A 15,358-nucleotide genomic window follows, 5' to 3' on the forward strand; every position below is an offset into this window, starting at 1 on the left:
CGATGCGCGCCGGGGCGGCGGAGAGAGAATCGAGGTCCACTCTCGAAAACGCTCTCCCCCGTATGGCAACGCCCCGTTCCACCGCCGTGCGCGGCACCTCCACCTGGGCCTCCTTCATCAGCGCCTATGTGCTGGTGCTCGACTTCATGGAGGACAGCTTCCGCAAGGAAGGCCTGCCGCCGCTGACCTGGTACGACGTGCTGTGGCTGCTCGACGCCTCGCCGAACGGCCGCATGCGCATGCACGAGCTCGCGGAGCGCGCGGTCTACAGCCGCAGCTTCATCTCGCGCATCGTCACCACGCTCGAGGCCGAGGGGCTGGTGGTGCGCGAGGTCGACGAGACCGACGGGCGCGGCCGCGTCGCGGTGCTGACCGAGCAGGGCCGCGCGCTGCGCCGCAGGATGTGGCCGCCTTACCAGAAGCTCATCCACGAGATGTTCAACGAGCACATGACGGCTTCGGAGCTCGAGTCGATGGAGCGCGGCCTGCGCCGCGTGATCGCGGGCGCGCACCAGCGCAACCAGGACCTGCGCAGCGCCGCGGCGCAGCCCGCCGCCGAACCCCGAAGCACCCGCAAGCGCTCGCGCTCGCGCTCGACCACCCAGCGCTCGGGCGCGTAGCTCAGACGGACGAAGGCCAGCCCGACAGGAATCGCGGCGGCACGGCCTCCGTCAGCCAGACCCCGTTCTCCGCGCGATGGAAGGCATGGCCCAGCGCCTGCATTCCGCCCGCGTCGACGCGCAGCACATGCGCCTTGCCATGGCGCCGCCCGACCTGCACGGCGGTCGCCTCGTCGGCCGACAGGTGCACATGCTGCCGCGTGCCGGAGCGCAGGCCTTCGGCACGGATCGATGCGAGGAAGCGCGTGGCCGTGCCATGGAAGAGCACGGCCGGTGGCTCCGCCGGCTCGAAGCTGCGGCGGACCTGCGGCGTCGAATGGCCCTGCAGCGCGCGGATGCAGCGGCCGTCGGCCGACAGCGCGTAGCGCTTCTTCGCGCCCACCTCGACCGGATCGGCCGCCTGCACGACCTGCGCATGCGTGAGCGCGCGGCCCGAGGCCACAGCGCCGGTCACCAGCGCATCGATCTCGGCCCAGCCCTCGGCATCGAGCGCGAGGCCGATGGACTCGGGCGCATGACGCAGCACGTAGGCGATGAACCGGCTCGCGTCCTCGGGCGTCATGCACTCTTCCAATGATCGGCCTGCGCGAGCAGCGCATTCCACAGGCGTTGCGCATGCACGGACGGCGGACGGTCGGCCGCGCGGAACAGGTGGTACTCGAGCGGCGGATAGCCCTGCAGCGGCACCGCCACCAGGCCCTTGGGAATGCGGCAGCAGGCATTCACCACCGTCAGCCCGAAGCCGAGCTGGGCAAAGCGCAGCATCAGCTCCCAGCCATCGGCCTCGAGCGAGGGCTGCCACGACACCGACTCGGCCTGCAACAGCCGGCCGAGCAGTTCGCGGTGCGGCCGCCCCGCGGGCGGCACGATCAGTTGCGCCCCCTGCAGATCGCGCAGGCGCACCGAACGGCGCGAGGCCAGCGCATGCGCGCGCGGCAGCACCAGCACCTGGCCGACGACCGTGAGCCGCACCGCATGCAGATCGGCCGGCACGGCGCCCAGCGGCGCGATGCCCAGTTGGGCCTGGCCCGCTCGCACCGCCTGCACCGAGGCGTCGCGGTTGCGCGTGAGCAGCTGCAGGTGCGGCGAGGCACCCGGCCCCGAGAACTGCGACAGCGCCTTGCCCAGCAGGTAGAGGTAGGCGCCCTCGCCGGCCGCGAGGCTGACCACCACCTGCTCCTGCCCCTGCGCGAGCCCCTTCACGAAGCGCTGGTTGAGCAGCAGCAACTCGCGCGCATGGCGCGCCACCTGCTCGCCCGCGCTCGTGAGCTGCAGCGCGCTGCCCACGCGCAGGTAGAGCCTGGCGTCGAGCTGCTCCGACAACTTTCGCACCTTCGCATGCAGGGCCGGCTGGCTGATGTGCAGCAGGCGCGCCGACTCGCTGAAGTTCAGCGTGTCGGCGAACACGGCGAAGGATTGCAGCGCGTCGAGGTTGGTGCGGGGGATGTCCACCTATCCATTCTATGGATAGCCCATCGCATATCGGTAGTTCCTGGTGATTGCCTTCGTTCCTACGATCCACCGCACACAAGAGAAAGGAACACGACATGAAGAACGCATCGCAACATTTCCCGCGCCTGGGCATCGACATCGGCCGCGTGCTGATCGCGGCCGAACGGGCCGACGGCGGCGACACCGCCTTCATCGGCGGCTCGCTGCGGGACGCGCTCGACACGCCGCCCTACGAAGGCATGTTCGAGGCCGTCGCGCCGCTGGTCGATCGCTTCGAGGGCCGCGTCTGGCTGGTGTCGAAGTGCGGGCCGAGCGTGCAGGCCAAGAGCCGCGCCTGGCTCGCGCACCACCGCTTCTTCGAACGCACGGGCATGGCGCCCGGCAACCTGCGCTTCTGCCTGCAGCGTCCGCAGAAGGCCGACCACTGCCGCGAACTGGGCATCACGCATTTCATCGACGACCGCAGCGACGTGCTGCGCCACCTCGAGGGCATCGTGCCGAACCGCTACCTGTTCGGCCCGCAGGCCAGGCCCGTGGCCATGGCCGGCCTGGTGCCGCTGCCCGCATGGCGCGATGCGGCGGCGCTGGTGCGCTGAATCAGGCGTCCAGCTCAGGGTAGCGCCGGAAGATGCCGTCCTCGTTGAAGGCGATGCGGCGCGGGCTCTGCAGGTAGTCGTGCACGCGCTGGCGGCGCCGGACGTTGGCATGCAGCTTCGCCACCGCCGGCGTCTTCGCGAGCGCCTGCGCGGTGGCCTTGGGAAAGGCGTACTGCAGTCCATCGACCAGCTGGAACAGCGACAGGTCGGCATAGGTCAGCACGTCGCCCACCAGGTGCAGGTCGCCCGAGGGATTGCGCCGCAGCACGCGCTCGAACCAGTCGAGGAACTTCGGGATGCGCTGCTCGCGGAAGGCCTTCGCACGCGCCAGCGCGGCGTCGCGCTGGTCCTCGTAGTAGTCGCCGGTCGAGATCGGGTGGTGCGTGTCGTGCGCCTCGGCCACCGCGTCGGCGATGGTGAGCTGCAGCTGGTGCGTCCACAGGCCGTCCGATTCGCCGACGCCGGCCAGGCCCAGGCGCGGGCCCAGGTAGAGCAGGATCGCGGCGGTCTGGCCGACGACGATGTCGCCATCGACGAGGAAGGGCGGCGCGAACGGCGGCCGCGTCGCGAGCGGATCGGCGAGGCGACGGCCGAGGGCGCTTTCGCCGCCGCCCTGGTCTTCGCGCTCGCGCGCCACGTCGACGTAGTCGGCACCGGCGGCCTCGAGCGCGAGCCGGACGAATTCGCCGCGGCCCTGGATGGTGGGCCAGTAGTGAAGTTGGTAAGGCATGCGGCCATGGTGGCAGGCCCGGCGCGGCGCCGCAACCGCCGGCAGCGAACTGTGGAACTTCGATGACAAGGAGGCGCGCGTTCGGCGAAACCGCTCAGCGCAGCAGCATGCCCAGCAGCACCGCCACCAGCAGCACGAGGTAGCCCCAGGCATGCACGCGGTCGGGCAGGCGGCCGATCAGCGGCGCGGCGGCGCGCACGCCCAGCAGCGATCCCGCGACCAGCGCGGCGAAGGCCGGCAGGTCCACGTAGCCGAGGTGCCAGCCCTCGAGCGCCGCGCCCGAGCGCCAGGCCAGCGCCATGTAGGTGGCGGTGCCGGCCAGCGCGATGGGCAGCGACAGCGGATTGGCCATGGCGGTGGCGCGCGTCATGTCGATGCCGCGGCGGCGCATCAGCGGCACGGTCATCACGCTGCCGCCGACGCCGAGGAAGGCCGCGATCAGGCCGATGACGAAGCTGCCCGCGGTGGCGATGCCGCGCGAGAGCGGCGCGATGGCTGCCGTCGCCGCGGCACGGCGCACGACGAAACCCGGGCGCAACAGGCAGTCGAGAATGGTGACGCCCAGGTAGACGATGAAGGCCAGCCGCACGAATTCGCCATCGGCCCGCACGGCGGCCGCGGCACCGACGATGGCGCCGAGCCCGATGAAACCGAGCAGCGGCCGGATCAGCGGCCAGTCGATGGTGCCGGCGCGCTGGTGGCGCCGCGTGGCGAGCAGCGCGCTCGCGATCATCACGCAGGTCGAGGTGGCCACGGCGATGTGCATGGCCGCACGGCCGGTGGCGCTGTGCTCGCCATGCGCGAGCAGCAGCACGCGGTAGAGCAGCGGCACCACGACGAAGCCGCCACCGAAACCGAACAGTACGGTGGTGACGCCCGCGAGGCCACCGAAGACCGCGAGCAGGAGATAGATCCACACGAGAGGCACTCCAGGAGAACGAAGACAGGCCTCGACGATAGGCCGGCACCCCGCGGCGCGCCCGCGCAAGTCGGACAATGATGTTCTCGTTCCGGCCAACCCATCCTCCCCCATGCGCAACGTCCCGATCGATACCGTCGACGCCATCGCCCGCCCGGTGCTCGCGATCGGCACCGACTACCCGCCGGGCCAGCTGTTGCCCACGCACAGCCATCGGCGCGCGCAGTTCCTCTACGGCGCCACCGGCGTGATGGAGGTCGGCACCGACGACGGCGCCTGGGTGGTGCCGCCGCAGCGCGGCGTGTGGATACCGGCGGGCCAGCCGCACCGCGTGCGCATGCTGGGCGTGAGCACGCGCAGCCTCTACATCGAGCCGCGCGAGGCGCCGCGCCATGGCCGCCAGTGCGAGGTGCTCGAGGTGTCGCCGCTGCTGCGCCAGCTGCTGCTGGCGGCCGTCGAGGTGCCCGCCGAATACGAACGCCAGGGCCGAGACGGCCTGCTGATGCGGCTCGCGCTGCACGAACTGGCGCGCGCCGAGGCGCTGCCGCTGCATCTGCCGCTGCCGCGCGAGCCGGCGCTGGCCACGCTGTGCCTGGACTTCCTGCGCACGCCCGACATCCATGCCACGCCGGCGCAATGGGCCGCGCGGCTGCACGTGAGCGAACGCACCTTCAGTCGCCGCTTCGGCCGCGAGACCGGCATGGCCTTCGGCCAGTGGCGCCAGCGCGCCTGCGTTCTGCTGGCGCTGTCGCGACTGGCGTCCGGCGACACGGTGACGGCGGTGGCGCTCGACCTGGGCTACGACAGTCCGGCGGCGTTCTCGACCATGTTCCGCCGCGCGCTGGGTCGCCCGCCCTCGCACTTCGCGGATGCCGGCGCTCAGAGCTCCATGCGGTAGCCGACGCTGTAGATCGACTTGATCCAGTCCTCCGAGCCGCCGGCCTCGGCGAGCTTGCGGCGCAGGTTCTTGATGTGGCTGTCGATGGTGCGGTCGGTCACGACACGCCGGTCGTCGTAGATGCGGCCGAGCAGCTGGTCGCGCGAGAAGGCGCGGCCGAGCGCGCCGTGCAGCACGGCCAGCAGGCGGAACTCGACCGGCGTGAGGTCGAGTTCGCGGCCGCGCACGCTGGCACGGCCCGTGGCATCGACCACCAGCAATGCGGCCTGCGCGGGCAAGGGCGCGGCCGAGGGCCTCGCGTTCGCGGCGCGATGCCGCCGCAGCACCGCGCCCACGCGCGCCACCACCTCGCGCGGGCTGAAGGGCTTGCACACGTAGTCGTCGGCGCCGATCTCCAGACCCAGCAAGCGGTCGACCTCCTCGACGCGCGCGGTCACCATGATCACCGGCACCGCGCCGAGGCGCCGCAGGTCGCGGCAGATCTCGACGCCGTCGCGCCCGGGCAGCATCAGGTCGAGCAGCACCAGGTCGGGCCGCTGCGCATGGAAGGCCGGCAGCGCCGCGTTGCCGTCGGCGACCCAGTGGTGCGTGTAGCCGGCCGCCGCGAGGTAGTCGCCGAGCACGGCCGCCAGCCGCGGCTCGTCCTCTACGACGAGCACATGGCCCTGGGCCGGAAGGCCGGTGCTCATTGAAAGACCTTCGTGCTTCGCACTGCGGTGCGAGCTTGCTTGGGGCGGCCCGGCGCGGCGCTCATGCGTCGATCCCCGGCAGGTCGATGACGATGCGCAGCCCGCCGAACGGCGAGACCTGGGCCTGGATGCGGCCCTCGTGCGCCTCGACGATGTTGCGGCAGATCGCCAGGCCCAGTCCGCTGCCGCCGCTGGCGCGGTTGCGCGATCCCTCGACGCGGTAGAAGCGCTCGAACAGCTTCTCGAGCTTGTCGAGCGGCACGCCGGGCGCGCTGTCCTCGACCACGATGCGCACGCCGCTCTCGTGACGATCGGCGCGCAGCTGCACCACGCCGCCGCGATCGGTGTAGCGCAGCGAGTTCTCGAGCAGGTTCGCGATCAGCTGCTGCAGCCGCCGCTCGTCGCCACTGATGGACAGCGGCGACGGCGCGACATGCACGCGCAGCTCGAGGCCCTCGGCCTCGAGCCGGCCCTGCATGCCGCCGACCGCCGTGCGCAACACCGTGGCGACGTCGATCGGCGTGCGCCGGTAGGTCATCGCGCCGATGTCGGTCAGCGAGAGGTCGTGCAGGTCGTCGACCAGCTTGCCCAGGCGGCCGACCTCGGCGTGCATTGCATCGACCGACTGCGCGGTGGTCGGACGGATACCGTCCTGGATCGCCTCGAGCTCGGCGCGCAGCACCGCCAGCGGCGTGCGCAGTTCGTGCGAGATGTCGGCCATGAAGGTGCGGCGCGCGCGCTCGGTGTGCTCCAGCGTCTGCGCCATGCGGTTGAAGTCCTTCGCGAGATGGCCGAGCTCGTCGTTCGAGCCGACCTCGATGCGCGAGGCGTAGTCGCCGGCCGCCAGCCGCTGCGTGGCGCCGGCCATGCCGCGCACCCGCCGCAGCAGCGCGCGCGACAGCACGAAGGTCAGCAGCGCCGCCACCGCGATCGAGCCCAGGCCGATCAGCGTCAGGGCCTTGAACTGCCGCTCGAGGAAACGCGCGTCGTCCTTGGGCAGTACGTCCTCGAAGGGAACCATCGCCACCCAGCCGACGATGCGCCCGTCGACCGACACCGGCAGCCGGATCGAGTCCGGCCCGACCGAGGGATTGCCCACCACGCGGCGCAGTTGTGCATCGAGCAGGCCGATGCGCGCGAGGGCGCCGGTCTGGTCGGACGAGGCGAGCTGCGGCGCCGGATCCACGCCGGGCTCGCGCGCGATCGGCAGCACCAGCTCCATCCAGTTGCGGAAGTCCTGCCGCAGGAACTGCCAGTCGCCGTGCGCCGCATAAGCCGCGGCCACGCGCGGCACCATCTCCTGGACATGCGCACGGCCCTGCTGGTTGAGGTAGCCGAGGAAGCCGCGCGCGAACACGAAGCGCATGGCGCTGGCCTGAACCACCACCACGGCGGCGCAGGCCACCAGCACGAAGAAGAAGAGCTTGGTCCGGATGCCGATTCTCATGATGAATGCCGATGATGCCGCGCGCGGCGGCGCCCGTGGCGGGTCCGGGACCATTGGCTGCGCCGCGGCCCGCAAAAGCAAGGAAGGCCATGCCGGCGGTACGATCTTCACAGTTGCTCCACATTGCGCTCGCAAGATCGGGGCTCACGGAACCCGACTCCCCTCCCTCCCCATGCCCCCTTTTCAAGCAGCGCATCGCGGTGCGCGCGAAGCTTCGCGCGCGCCGCGAAGCGTCATCGCCTTCCTGTGCATTGGCATGCTCGCGGCCTGCGGTCTCTTGAAGCCCGACACCCCGCGCGCTCCCGTGCCGCCGCCCCCGACGGCGACCGCGCCGGCCGCCCCAGCCGCTCCAGCGGCGGCAGCCGCCGCGCTCCCTGCCGCCACGGCCGCGGCCTCCCATTGCAGCGTGGTGCTCTATGGCGACTCGATCCTGCACGGCGGCTATGGCGGCAACCTGCGGCTGGCCGAGCCGCCGGCGGCGGCGCTCAAGCGGCTGCGGCCGCGCTACACGGTCGACGACCGCAGCGCCAACGGCGAGACGGCCACCGCGCGCGCGGCGGGCTTCGCGAACGAGAAGCGCGCCGCGCGCTTCGTCGTCATCGCCCACGGCCTCAACGACGCGGCGCTCTCGCTGCCGGTGGAGGCGCCGTTGCGCAGCATGATCGCCACCGCGGTGCGCGAAGGCCGGGTCGTGATCGTCACGGGGCTGTCGCGCCAGCGCATCCCGGTGCCGGGCCGCGACCAGTACGACGCGGCCATCCGCAAGGTGGCGCTGGAGACCGGCGCGGGCTTCGCGGACTGGGGCGCGGAAGAATTCAGGGCCGCCGAGATGGCCGACATCCTGCATCCGGCCGGCGCCTATTCGCAGCGGCTGTCGATGCGCATCGTGCAGACGCTCGACCGGCTGGCGCCCGACTGCCGGGTCTGAAGCAGCCATCGATCGGGCCGCATTCCCAATGAAAAAGGCCGGAAGCCCCTTGGAGCTTCCGGCCTTTTTGCCGTGTGTCTGGTCCCGCCGCCAGGAATCGAACCTGGATCTCAGCCTTCGGAGGGCCGAATTCTATCCGTTGAAATACAGCGAGAAATGGGTTTCCGGTCGAACCGGAGCCTCGCATTATCGCCTATCAGGCGGCCGCCGTTTCGGCTTCGTGCGCGGCCGCGCCATTCGCCCCCGTCTGCCGCGCGAAACCGAGGCCCGCGAGATACACCCGGAAGGTGCGCCGGCCCGTGGGCACGAGGTCGAAGGCCGCGGGATCGAGCAGCCAGTTCTGGATCAGTCCGCTGATCAGCGCATGCAGCCCCTGCGCCGCCACGCTGCCGGGCACCGGCAGCCTGATGCGGGCGCGGCGCGCGGCCAGCCGCAGGGCCTTCTCGAAATCGCCCACGCAGGCATTGCGCGCATCGAGATGCCGCTGCTGCACCGAGGCCATGTCGTGGGTGTATTCGACCTTGTGGGTCGCCACGTCGAACACGCGGCGCACCTGCGGGTCGGTGGTCATGAGGGTCAGCGCATGCACCATGCCCTCCTCGATCTCGGCCAGCGGGTCGTCGTGGCCGACGGCCACGGCCTTCGGCGGTGCCTCGAGCGGGAGGATGACCCGCTCCATCATCGCGTTGAAAAGATCGGCCTTGTCCTTGAAGTGCCAATAGATGGCGCCCCGCGTCGCCCCGGCCTGCTGCGCGATCTGCTGCAGCGTGGTCTGGGAGACCCCTTGCGCCTGAAACAGCAGTTCCGCGGCATCGAGCAGTCGATTCCGCGTCGCCAGTGCTTCTTCCTTCGTACGACGTGCCACCAAGTCTCCTGATTTGTAAAGGCAACGCCCTTTGCATATCGTGGGGCCATTGCGTGGATGTCACTATACATCCATGAATGTATGTAAACTGTCGCCCTTCCCGATGGCCCACCTGGCCGTGCTGGCTTTCCGGCGCGGCCGCAGAAATCGCCGTCTCCCGTCTTCGCTTCAAAGGAATCGCATGCCTCTCCTGCATGTTTCGCGCCCATCGTTTCTTTCGCCGCGCCTCGCGACCGTGGCTGCCGTCGTGTTGCTGGTCATCGCGGGTTGTTCGAAGAGCGATGCCCCCGCCGGTGCCGGCGCGGGCGGCGGTGGCGGCGCCCATCCCGCCCCCGAAGTGGGCGTGATCGTCGCGACCCCGACCGACGTCGGCCTGGTGACCGAACTGCCGGGCCGCCTCGAGGCTTCGCGCGTCGCCCAGGTGCGCGCCCGCGCCGCCGGCATCCTGCTCAAGCGCGAGTTCCGCGAAGGCAGCGACGTGAAGGCCGGCCAGCTGCTGTTCCGCATCGATCCGGCACCGCTGGTGGCCGCCACGCAGAACGCGCAGGCCGCGCTGGCCCGCTCCGAAGCCAATGCCGCGCAGGCCAAGGCACTGGCCGACCGCTACAAGCCGCTGGTCGAGGCCAATGCAGTGAGCAAGCAGGAATACGTCAACGCGGTGGCTTCGCAGAAGACCGCCGAGGCCGACGTGGCCGCCAGCCGCGCCGCGCTGCAGACCGCGAAGATCAACCAGGGCTACGCCGACGTGACCTCGCCGATCGCGGGCCGCATCGGCCGCGCGCTGGTCACCGAGGGCGCGCTGGTCGGCCAGGGCGATGCCACCGAGCTGGCCGTGGTGCAGCAGATCAATCCGCTGTACGTGAACTTCACGCAGTCGGCCTCCGACGTGCTGAAGCTGCGCCGCGCGGTCGCCGCGGGCCAGTACAAGCGCGCCGGCGGCGAGGACGCCGCCAGCATCCGGCTGGTGCTCGAGGACGGCACCGAGTACGGCCAGGACGGCAAGCTGCTGTTCTCCGACCTCACGGTCGACGCCACCACCGGCCAGGTCACGCTGCGCGCCGAGATCCCCAACCCCAAGGGCGAACTGCTGCCGGGCCTGTACGTGCGCGTGAAGCTCGAGCAGGCGCAGGCCAGCAACGCGATCACGGTGCCCCAGCAGGCGGTCACGCGCACCCAGCAGGGTGACCACCTCACGGTGGTGGGCGCCGACGGCAAGCTGAGCCAGCGCACGGTGAAGATCAGCGCCGCCAAGGACAACCAGTGGGTGGTGCTCGAAGGCCTGAAGGCCGGCGAACAGGTGATGGTCGACGGCTTCCAGCGCCTGCAGATGATGCCGCCGGGCACGCCCGTGAAGGCGGTCCCGTGGACGAAACCGAATCCCAACGGTGCGGCGCCCGCCGCCGCGCCGGCAGCCTCTGGCGCGGCACCCGCCCCCCAGAAGGCAGCCTCGGCCCCGGCCGAGAAGAAGTAATCAAGGAGCGCGCCCGCAATGGCCAAATTCTTCATCGATCGACCCATCTTCGCGTGGGTGATCGCGCTGTTCATCCTCGTGCTCGGCGGCGTGTCCATCACGCAGTTGCCGATCGCCCAGTACCCGCCGGTGGCGCCGCCCGCCATCGTGATCAACGTGGCCTATCCGGGCGCCTCGGCCCAGACGCTCGAGGACAGCGTGCTGTCCGTGATCGAGCGCGAAATGAACGGCTCGCCCGGCCTGATCTACATGGAATCGGTGGCGCAGGCCGACGGTACCGGTGCGATCACCATCAGCTTCGAGCCCGGCACCAATGAAGACCTCGCGCAGGTCGACGTGCAGAACCGGCTCTCGCGCGCCACGCCGCGGCTGCCCTCGGCGGTGACGCAGCAGGGCGTGCGCGTCGACAAGTCGCGCGACAACTTCCTGCTGTTCGCGATGCTCTCGTCGGACAACCCCGACGTCGACCCGGTGGCGCTCGGCGACTATGCCGCGCGCAACATCGTGCCGGAACTGCAGCGCATCGCCGGCGTGGGCCAGGTGCAGCTGTTCGGCTCCGAGAACGCGATGCGCATCTGGATCGATCCGGCCAAGCTGCAGGGCTTCAACCTGTCGCCGGCCGACGTCAACAACGCGATCCGCGCGCAGAACGCCCAGGTGTCCTCGGGCACGCTCGGCGACCTGCCGAACGTGCCGGGCCAGGCCATCGCCGCCACGGTGACGGTCAACGGCCAGCTCACCAGCGTCGAGCAGTTCCGCGAGATCGTGCTGCGCGCCAACACCGACGGCTCGACCGTGCGCCTGAAGGACGTGGCGCGCGTCGAGCTCGGCGGCCAGAGCTATGCCACCTCGGCGCGCCTGAACGGCGTGCCCGCGGTGGGCGTCGGCGTGCAGCCCACGCCGACCGGCAACGCGCTGAAGTCGGCCAAGGCCATCCGCGCGAAGATGGGCGAGCTCGAACGCTACTTCCCCAAGGGCGTGAAATGGGACATCCCCTACGACAGCTCGCGCTTCGTGCAGATCTCGATCACCGAGGTGGTGAAGACCCTGTTCGAAGCCATCGCGCTGGTGTTCCTCGTGATGTTCCTGTTCCTGCAGAACTGGCGCTACACGATCATCCCGACCATCGTGGTGCCGATCGCGCTGCTCGGTACCTTCGCCACCCTGCTCGCTCTAGGCTTCTCGATCAACGTGCTGACCATGTTCGGCATGGTGCTGGTGATCGGCATCGTGGTGGACGATGCGATCGTGGTGGTGGAGAACGTCGAGCGCATCATGAGCGAGGAAGGGCTCTCGCCGCTGGAGGCCACGCGCAAGGCGATGCAGCAGATCTCGGGCGCCATCATCGGCGTGACCGTGGTGCTGATCTCGGTGTTCGTGCCGCTGGCTTTCTTCGCGGGTTCGACCGGCAACATCTACCGCCAGTTCTCGGCGGTGATGGTGGCCTCGATCGGCTTCTCGGCCTTCATGGCGCTGTCGCTCACGCCGGCGCTGTGCGCCACGCTGCTCAAGCCGGTGGAAGCCGGCCACCACCACGAGAAGCGCGGCTTCTTCGGCTGGTTCAACCGCGGCTTCTCGCGCACCGCCAAGGGCTATGAAGGCATCGTCGCGCGCATCCTGCGCCGCGCCGCGCGCTACCTGATCATCTACGCGGCGATCATCGGCGCGGTGGTGTACTTCTACACCCATCTGCCGAGCTCGTTCCTGCCGCAGGAAGACCAGGGCAACATCATCGTGAACGTGCAGCTGCCCCCGGGCGCGACGCAGGAACGTTCGCTGTCGGTGATGCAGCAGGTCGAGGGCTTCATCATGAAGCAGCCCGAAGTGCAGAGCATCGTGAGCGTGATGGGCTTCAGCTTCTCGGGCCAGGGACAGAACGCGGGCCTCGCCTTCGTGACGCTCAAGGACTGGGACGAGCGCAAGGACCCGGGCAACTCGGCCAGCGCGCTCGCCGGCCGTGCCTTCGGCGCGCTCTCGGGCATCCGCGACGCCTTCATCTATCCGCTGAGCCCGCCGCCGATTCCCGAACTGGGCAACGCCAGCGGCTTCAGCTTCCGGCTGCAGGACCGCGCGGGCGCGGGCCACGAGGCACTGGTCAACGCTCGCAACCAGCTGCTGGGCATGGCCTCGCAGAGCAAGATCCTGTCGCAGGTCCGTCCCGACGGCCTGGAAGACGCACCGCAGTTGCAGATCGACATCGACCGCGACAAGGCCAACGCCCTGGGCGTGACCTTCGACGCGATCAATGGCGCGCTGTCGACCGCGCTGGGTTCGAGCTACATCAACGACTTCCCGAACCGCGGCCGCCTGCAGCGCGTGGTGGTGCAGGCCGATGCGCCGGCGCGGATGCAGCCCGAGGACATGCTCAAGCTCAATGCCACCAACACGCAGGGCCAGCCGGTGCCGCTGGGCGCGTTCGCGACCACCAAGTGGGTCAACGGCGCGACGCAGACGGTGCGCTACAACGGCTATCCCGCGATGCGCATCAGCGGCGACGCGGCGGCCGGCTACAGCACCGGTGCCGCGATGGCCGAGATGGAAAAGCTCGCCGCGCAGCTGCCGCAAGGCTTCGGCTTCGAGTGGACCGGCCAGTCGCGCGAGGAAAAGCTCGCCGGCTCGCAGGCCATGATCCTCTACGGCTTCGCGATCCTGGCGGTGTTCCTCTGCCTGGCCGCGCTGTACGAGAGCTGGTCGATCCCGCTGTCGGTCATCCTGGTGGTGCCGCTCGGCGTGATCGGCGTGCTGCTCGCGACGCTGCTGCGTTCGTACTCGAACGACGTGTACTTCCAGGTGGGCCTGATCACGATCATCGGCCTGTCGGCGAAGAACGCGATCCTGATCATCGAGTTCGCCAAGGACCTGCAGGCGCAGGGCCGCGGCGTGATCGAGTCGGCGCTCGAGGCCGCGCACCTGCGGTTCCGGCCGATCATCATGACCTCGCTGGCCTTCGGCCTCGGCGTGGTGCCGCTGTTCACGGCCTCGGGTGCCGGCTCGGCGAGCCAGCGCGCGATCGGCACCGGCGTGCTCGGCGGCATGGTGACGGGCACCCTGCTCGCGGTGATCTTCGTGCCGGTCTTCTTCGTGGTGGTGCGCACGCTGTTCAAGGGCAGCGAGCGCCAGCGCGAAGCCAACAAGCGGCATGCGCAAGCCGCCGGCATCACGGAGGAAAAACATGAACCTCAATAACAAACTGATTCCCACCGCGCTGGCGGCCGCGCTGCTGCTGGCCGGCTGCTCGCTGATCCCGACCTACGAGCGCCCCGCGGCGCCGGTGCCCACCACCTACCCGGGCGATCCGGCGCAGCCGGCCGGGCCGGCCGCCTCGTCGATCCCGTGGCAGGACTTCTTCACCGATCCGCGCCTCGCGGGCCTGATCCAGACCGCGCTGGCCAACAACCGCGACCTGCGCGTCTCGGTGCTCAACATCGAGCAGGCGCGCGCGCAGTTCCAGATCCAGCGCGCGGACCTGTTCCCCGCGCTGGGCCTGTCGGGCAACGGCTCGCGCTCGAGCCCCAACCCGTATCAGGCGATCGACAGCAGCCAGGGCAGCGTGACGTCGCAGTACTCGGTCAACCTCGGCATCACCGCCTGGGAGATCGACTTCTTCGGCCGCATCCGCGCGCTGAAGGACCAGGCGCTGGCGCAGTACCTCGCGACCGACGAAACGCGCAAGGCCGCGCAGATCAGCCTGATCGCCGCGGTCGCCAACGGCTGGCTCACGGTGCTGGCCGACGACGAGCTGCTCGAGATCACGCGCCAGACCTTGAGCACGCGCGAGGAATCGGTGCGGCTGACCAAGCTGCGCTTCGACAACGGCGTGTCGTCCGAGCTCGACTTCCAGGCCGCCAACTCGCTGGCCGAGACCGCGCGCGCCGCCTATGCGCAGCAGCTGCGCACGCGCCAGCAGGACGAGAACGCGCTCGCGCTGCTGCTGGGCGCGCCGGTGCCGGCCAGCGCCTTCGCGGGCGCCAAGGGCCTGGGCGGCATCCGCCCGATCCCCGACGTGCCCGCGGGCCTGCCCTCCGACCTGCTGGCCGAGCGGCCCGACATCCGCGCGGCCGAGCAGCAGCTGATCGGCGCCAACGCCAACATCGGCGCGGCGCGCGCGAACTTCTTCCCGCGCGTCTCGCTGACCACCTCGATCGGCACCGCGAGCAGCGAGTTCTCGAACCTGTTCGACCGCGGCACCAAGGCCTGGAGCTTCGCGCCCACGGTCACGCTGCCGATCTTCGACGCGGGCCGCAACATCGCGGGCCTCGACTCGGCCAAGGCCGGGCGCGAGATCGCGGTGGCGCAGTACGAGAAGTCGATCCAGACGGCGTTCCGCGAAGTGGCCGACGCGCTCGCGGGTCGCGCCACCTTCGGCGAGCAGGCACGCGCGCAGCGCGCGCAGGCCGATGCCGAGGCGGTGCGCTTCAAGCTCTCGGACCTGCGCTATCGCAACGGCGTGGCCAGCGCGCTCGACCTGCTCGACGCACAGCGCTCGCTGTTCACGGCGCAGCAGTCGGCCGTGACCACGCAGCTGCAACTGCTGCAGAACCAGGTCACGCTGTACAAGACGCTGGGCGGCGGCTGGGCCTCGCGCGATGCGGCCGCGGCCGGCACCGCGACCAGCGGCGCGAGCGGTGGCGCGGCCCCCGCGGCCACGACCGGTGCGGCCTCGACGCCGCCCGCCGTCGTCATCCGCCGCAAGGGCTGAACCCGCTTCGAAGGTTGTTTGCGCGCAAATCCGCGCACGCTCAT

Annotated in this window: 14 protein-coding genes and 1 tRNA gene; 7 read left to right on the forward strand and 8 right to left on the reverse strand. The window is 70.4% G+C overall.

The genetic code is table 11. The features are described 5' to 3' along the window. The first annotated feature begins 62 nt into the window (after positions 1–62). Positions 63–620 (forward strand): MarR family winged helix-turn-helix transcriptional regulator, encoded by a 558-nt coding sequence (locus tag KV106_RS32445; protein WP_057597384.1) that lies wholly within the window; start codon positions 63–65, stop codon positions 618–620. Position 621: 1 nt separating this feature from the next. Here the strand turns inward: KV106_RS32445 and KV106_RS32450 are convergent, their stop codons facing one another. Together KV106_RS32450 and KV106_RS32455 are read right to left on the reverse strand one after the other, a co-directional pair. Next, entirely contained in the window at positions 622–1,182 is a 561-nt protein-coding gene (locus KV106_RS32450; protein WP_261215455.1) for an RNA 2'-phosphotransferase, read from the reverse strand. After that, complete coding sequence (locus KV106_RS32455) at positions 1,179–2,072, reverse strand: LysR family transcriptional regulator (RefSeq protein WP_261215457.1); 894 nt, start codon at positions 2,070–2,072, stop codon at positions 1,179–1,181. The genes KV106_RS32450 and KV106_RS32455 overlap by 4 nt, the downstream gene beginning before the upstream one ends. A 95-nt stretch (positions 2,073–2,167) precedes the next feature. On the opposite strand from KV106_RS32455, the gene KV106_RS32460 reads away from it, so the two are divergent. Next, complete coding sequence (locus KV106_RS32460) at positions 2,168–2,668, forward strand: hypothetical protein (RefSeq protein ID WP_261215459.1); 501 nt, start codon at positions 2,168–2,170, stop codon at positions 2,666–2,668. Position 2,669: 1 nt separating this feature from the next. Here the strand turns inward: KV106_RS32460 and KV106_RS32465 are convergent, their stop codons facing one another. Continuing rightward, positions 2,670–3,398 (reverse strand): glutathione S-transferase, encoded by a 729-nt coding sequence (locus tag KV106_RS32465; RefSeq protein ID WP_261215461.1) that lies wholly within the window; start codon positions 3,396–3,398, stop codon positions 2,670–2,672. Between the two features lie 94 nt (positions 3,399–3,492). After that, the gene (locus KV106_RS32470) at positions 3,493–4,317 is read right to left on the reverse strand and encodes a sulfite exporter TauE/SafE family protein (RefSeq protein WP_261215463.1); all 825 of its coding nucleotides are present in this window, start codon (positions 4,315–4,317) and stop codon (positions 3,493–3,495) included. A 112-nt stretch (positions 4,318–4,429) separates the two neighbouring features. On the opposite strand from KV106_RS32470, the gene KV106_RS32475 reads away from it, so the two are divergent. Next, the gene (locus KV106_RS32475; protein WP_261215465.1) at positions 4,430–5,215 is read left to right on the forward strand and encodes an AraC family transcriptional regulator; all 786 of its coding nucleotides are present in this window, start codon (positions 4,430–4,432) and stop codon (positions 5,213–5,215) included. Here the strand turns inward: KV106_RS32475 and KV106_RS32480 are convergent. Next, positions 5,197–5,904 carry a response regulator gene (locus KV106_RS32480; protein ID WP_261215467.1) on the reverse strand — a complete coding sequence of 236 codons (708 nt, stop codon included), beginning with the start codon at positions 5,902–5,904 and terminating at the stop codon, positions 5,197–5,199. The genes KV106_RS32475 and KV106_RS32480 overlap by 19 nt on opposite strands. Before the next feature lie 61 nt (positions 5,905–5,965). Beyond that, positions 5,966–7,351, reverse strand: a complete 1,386-nt coding sequence (gene baeS / locus KV106_RS32485; RefSeq protein ID WP_261215468.1) for a sensor histidine kinase efflux regulator BaeS — start codon at positions 7,349–7,351, stop codon at positions 5,966–5,968. A 304-nt stretch (positions 7,352–7,655) separates the two neighbouring features. On the opposite strand from baeS, the gene KV106_RS32490 reads away from it, so the two are divergent. Then, positions 7,656–8,279 (forward strand): SGNH/GDSL hydrolase family protein, encoded by a 624-nt coding sequence (locus KV106_RS32490; protein WP_261215470.1) that lies wholly within the window; start codon positions 7,656–7,658, stop codon positions 8,277–8,279. Between the two features lie 79 nt (positions 8,280–8,358). On the opposite strand, the gene KV106_RS32495 is transcribed toward KV106_RS32490, so the two are convergent. After that, positions 8,359–8,433, reverse strand: a tRNA-Arg gene (locus tag KV106_RS32495). A gap of 42 nt (positions 8,434–8,475) precedes the next feature. Beyond that, positions 8,476–9,147 carry a TetR family transcriptional regulator gene (locus KV106_RS32500; RefSeq protein ID WP_261215472.1) on the reverse strand — a complete coding sequence of 224 codons (672 nt, stop codon included), beginning with the start codon at positions 9,145–9,147 and terminating at the stop codon, positions 8,476–8,478. Positions 9,148–9,325: 178 nt separating this feature from the next. Here KV106_RS32500 and KV106_RS32505 point away from each other — a divergent pair, with 178 nt between their 5' ends. From KV106_RS32505 to KV106_RS32515, 3 genes are read left to right on the forward strand one after another with little or no spacing between them, the layout of a single operon-like run. Next, positions 9,326–10,615, forward strand: coding sequence for an efflux RND transporter periplasmic adaptor subunit (locus KV106_RS32505; RefSeq protein WP_057593955.1), 1,290 nt, complete (start codon positions 9,326–9,328; stop codon positions 10,613–10,615). A gap of 18 nt (positions 10,616–10,633) precedes the next feature. Further along, complete coding sequence (locus KV106_RS32510; RefSeq protein WP_057593956.1) at positions 10,634–13,801, forward strand: efflux RND transporter permease subunit; 3,168 nt, start codon at positions 10,634–10,636, stop codon at positions 13,799–13,801. Beyond that, positions 13,788–15,314, forward strand: coding sequence for an efflux transporter outer membrane subunit (locus KV106_RS32515; protein WP_296739136.1), 1,527 nt, complete (start codon positions 13,788–13,790; stop codon positions 15,312–15,314). The genes KV106_RS32510 and KV106_RS32515 overlap by 14 nt, the downstream gene beginning before the upstream one ends. Positions 15,315–15,358: the final 44 nt, after the last annotated feature.

The sequence above is a fragment of the Variovorax endophyticus genome (assembly GCF_025376855.1).
Lineage (GTDB): Bacteria > Pseudomonadota > Gammaproteobacteria > Burkholderiales > Burkholderiaceae_C > Variovorax.

Excerpts from the sequence above, each read along its gene's own strand:
- KV106_RS32445 (WP_057597384.1), top strand. The coding sequence starts at position 63 with ATGGCAACGCCCCGTTCCACCGCCGTGCGCGGCACCTCCACCTGGGCC.
- KV106_RS32450 (WP_261215455.1), bottom strand. The coding sequence starts at position 1,182 with ATGACGCCCGAGGACGCGAGCCGGTTCATCGCCTACGTGCTGCGTCAT.
- KV106_RS32460 (WP_261215459.1), top strand. The coding sequence starts at position 2,168 with ATGAAGAACGCATCGCAACATTTCCCGCGCCTGGGCATCGACATCGGC.
- KV106_RS32465 (WP_261215461.1), bottom strand. The coding sequence starts at position 3,398 with ATGCCTTACCAACTTCACTACTGGCCCACCATCCAGGGCCGCGGCGAA.
- KV106_RS32475 (WP_261215465.1), top strand. The coding sequence starts at position 4,430 with ATGCGCAACGTCCCGATCGATACCGTCGACGCCATCGCCCGCCCGGTG.
- KV106_RS32480 (WP_261215467.1), bottom strand. The coding sequence starts at position 5,904 with ATGAGCACCGGCCTTCCGGCCCAGGGCCATGTGCTCGTCGTAGAGGAC.
- baeS (WP_261215468.1), bottom strand. The coding sequence starts at position 7,351 with ATGAGAATCGGCATCCGGACCAAGCTCTTCTTCTTCGTGCTGGTGGCC.
- KV106_RS32505 (WP_057593955.1), top strand. The coding sequence starts at position 9,326 with ATGCCTCTCCTGCATGTTTCGCGCCCATCGTTTCTTTCGCCGCGCCTC.
- KV106_RS32510 (WP_057593956.1), top strand. The coding sequence starts at position 10,634 with ATGGCCAAATTCTTCATCGATCGACCCATCTTCGCGTGGGTGATCGCG.
- KV106_RS32515 (WP_296739136.1), top strand. The coding sequence starts at position 13,788 with ATGAACCTCAATAACAAACTGATTCCCACCGCGCTGGCGGCCGCGCTG.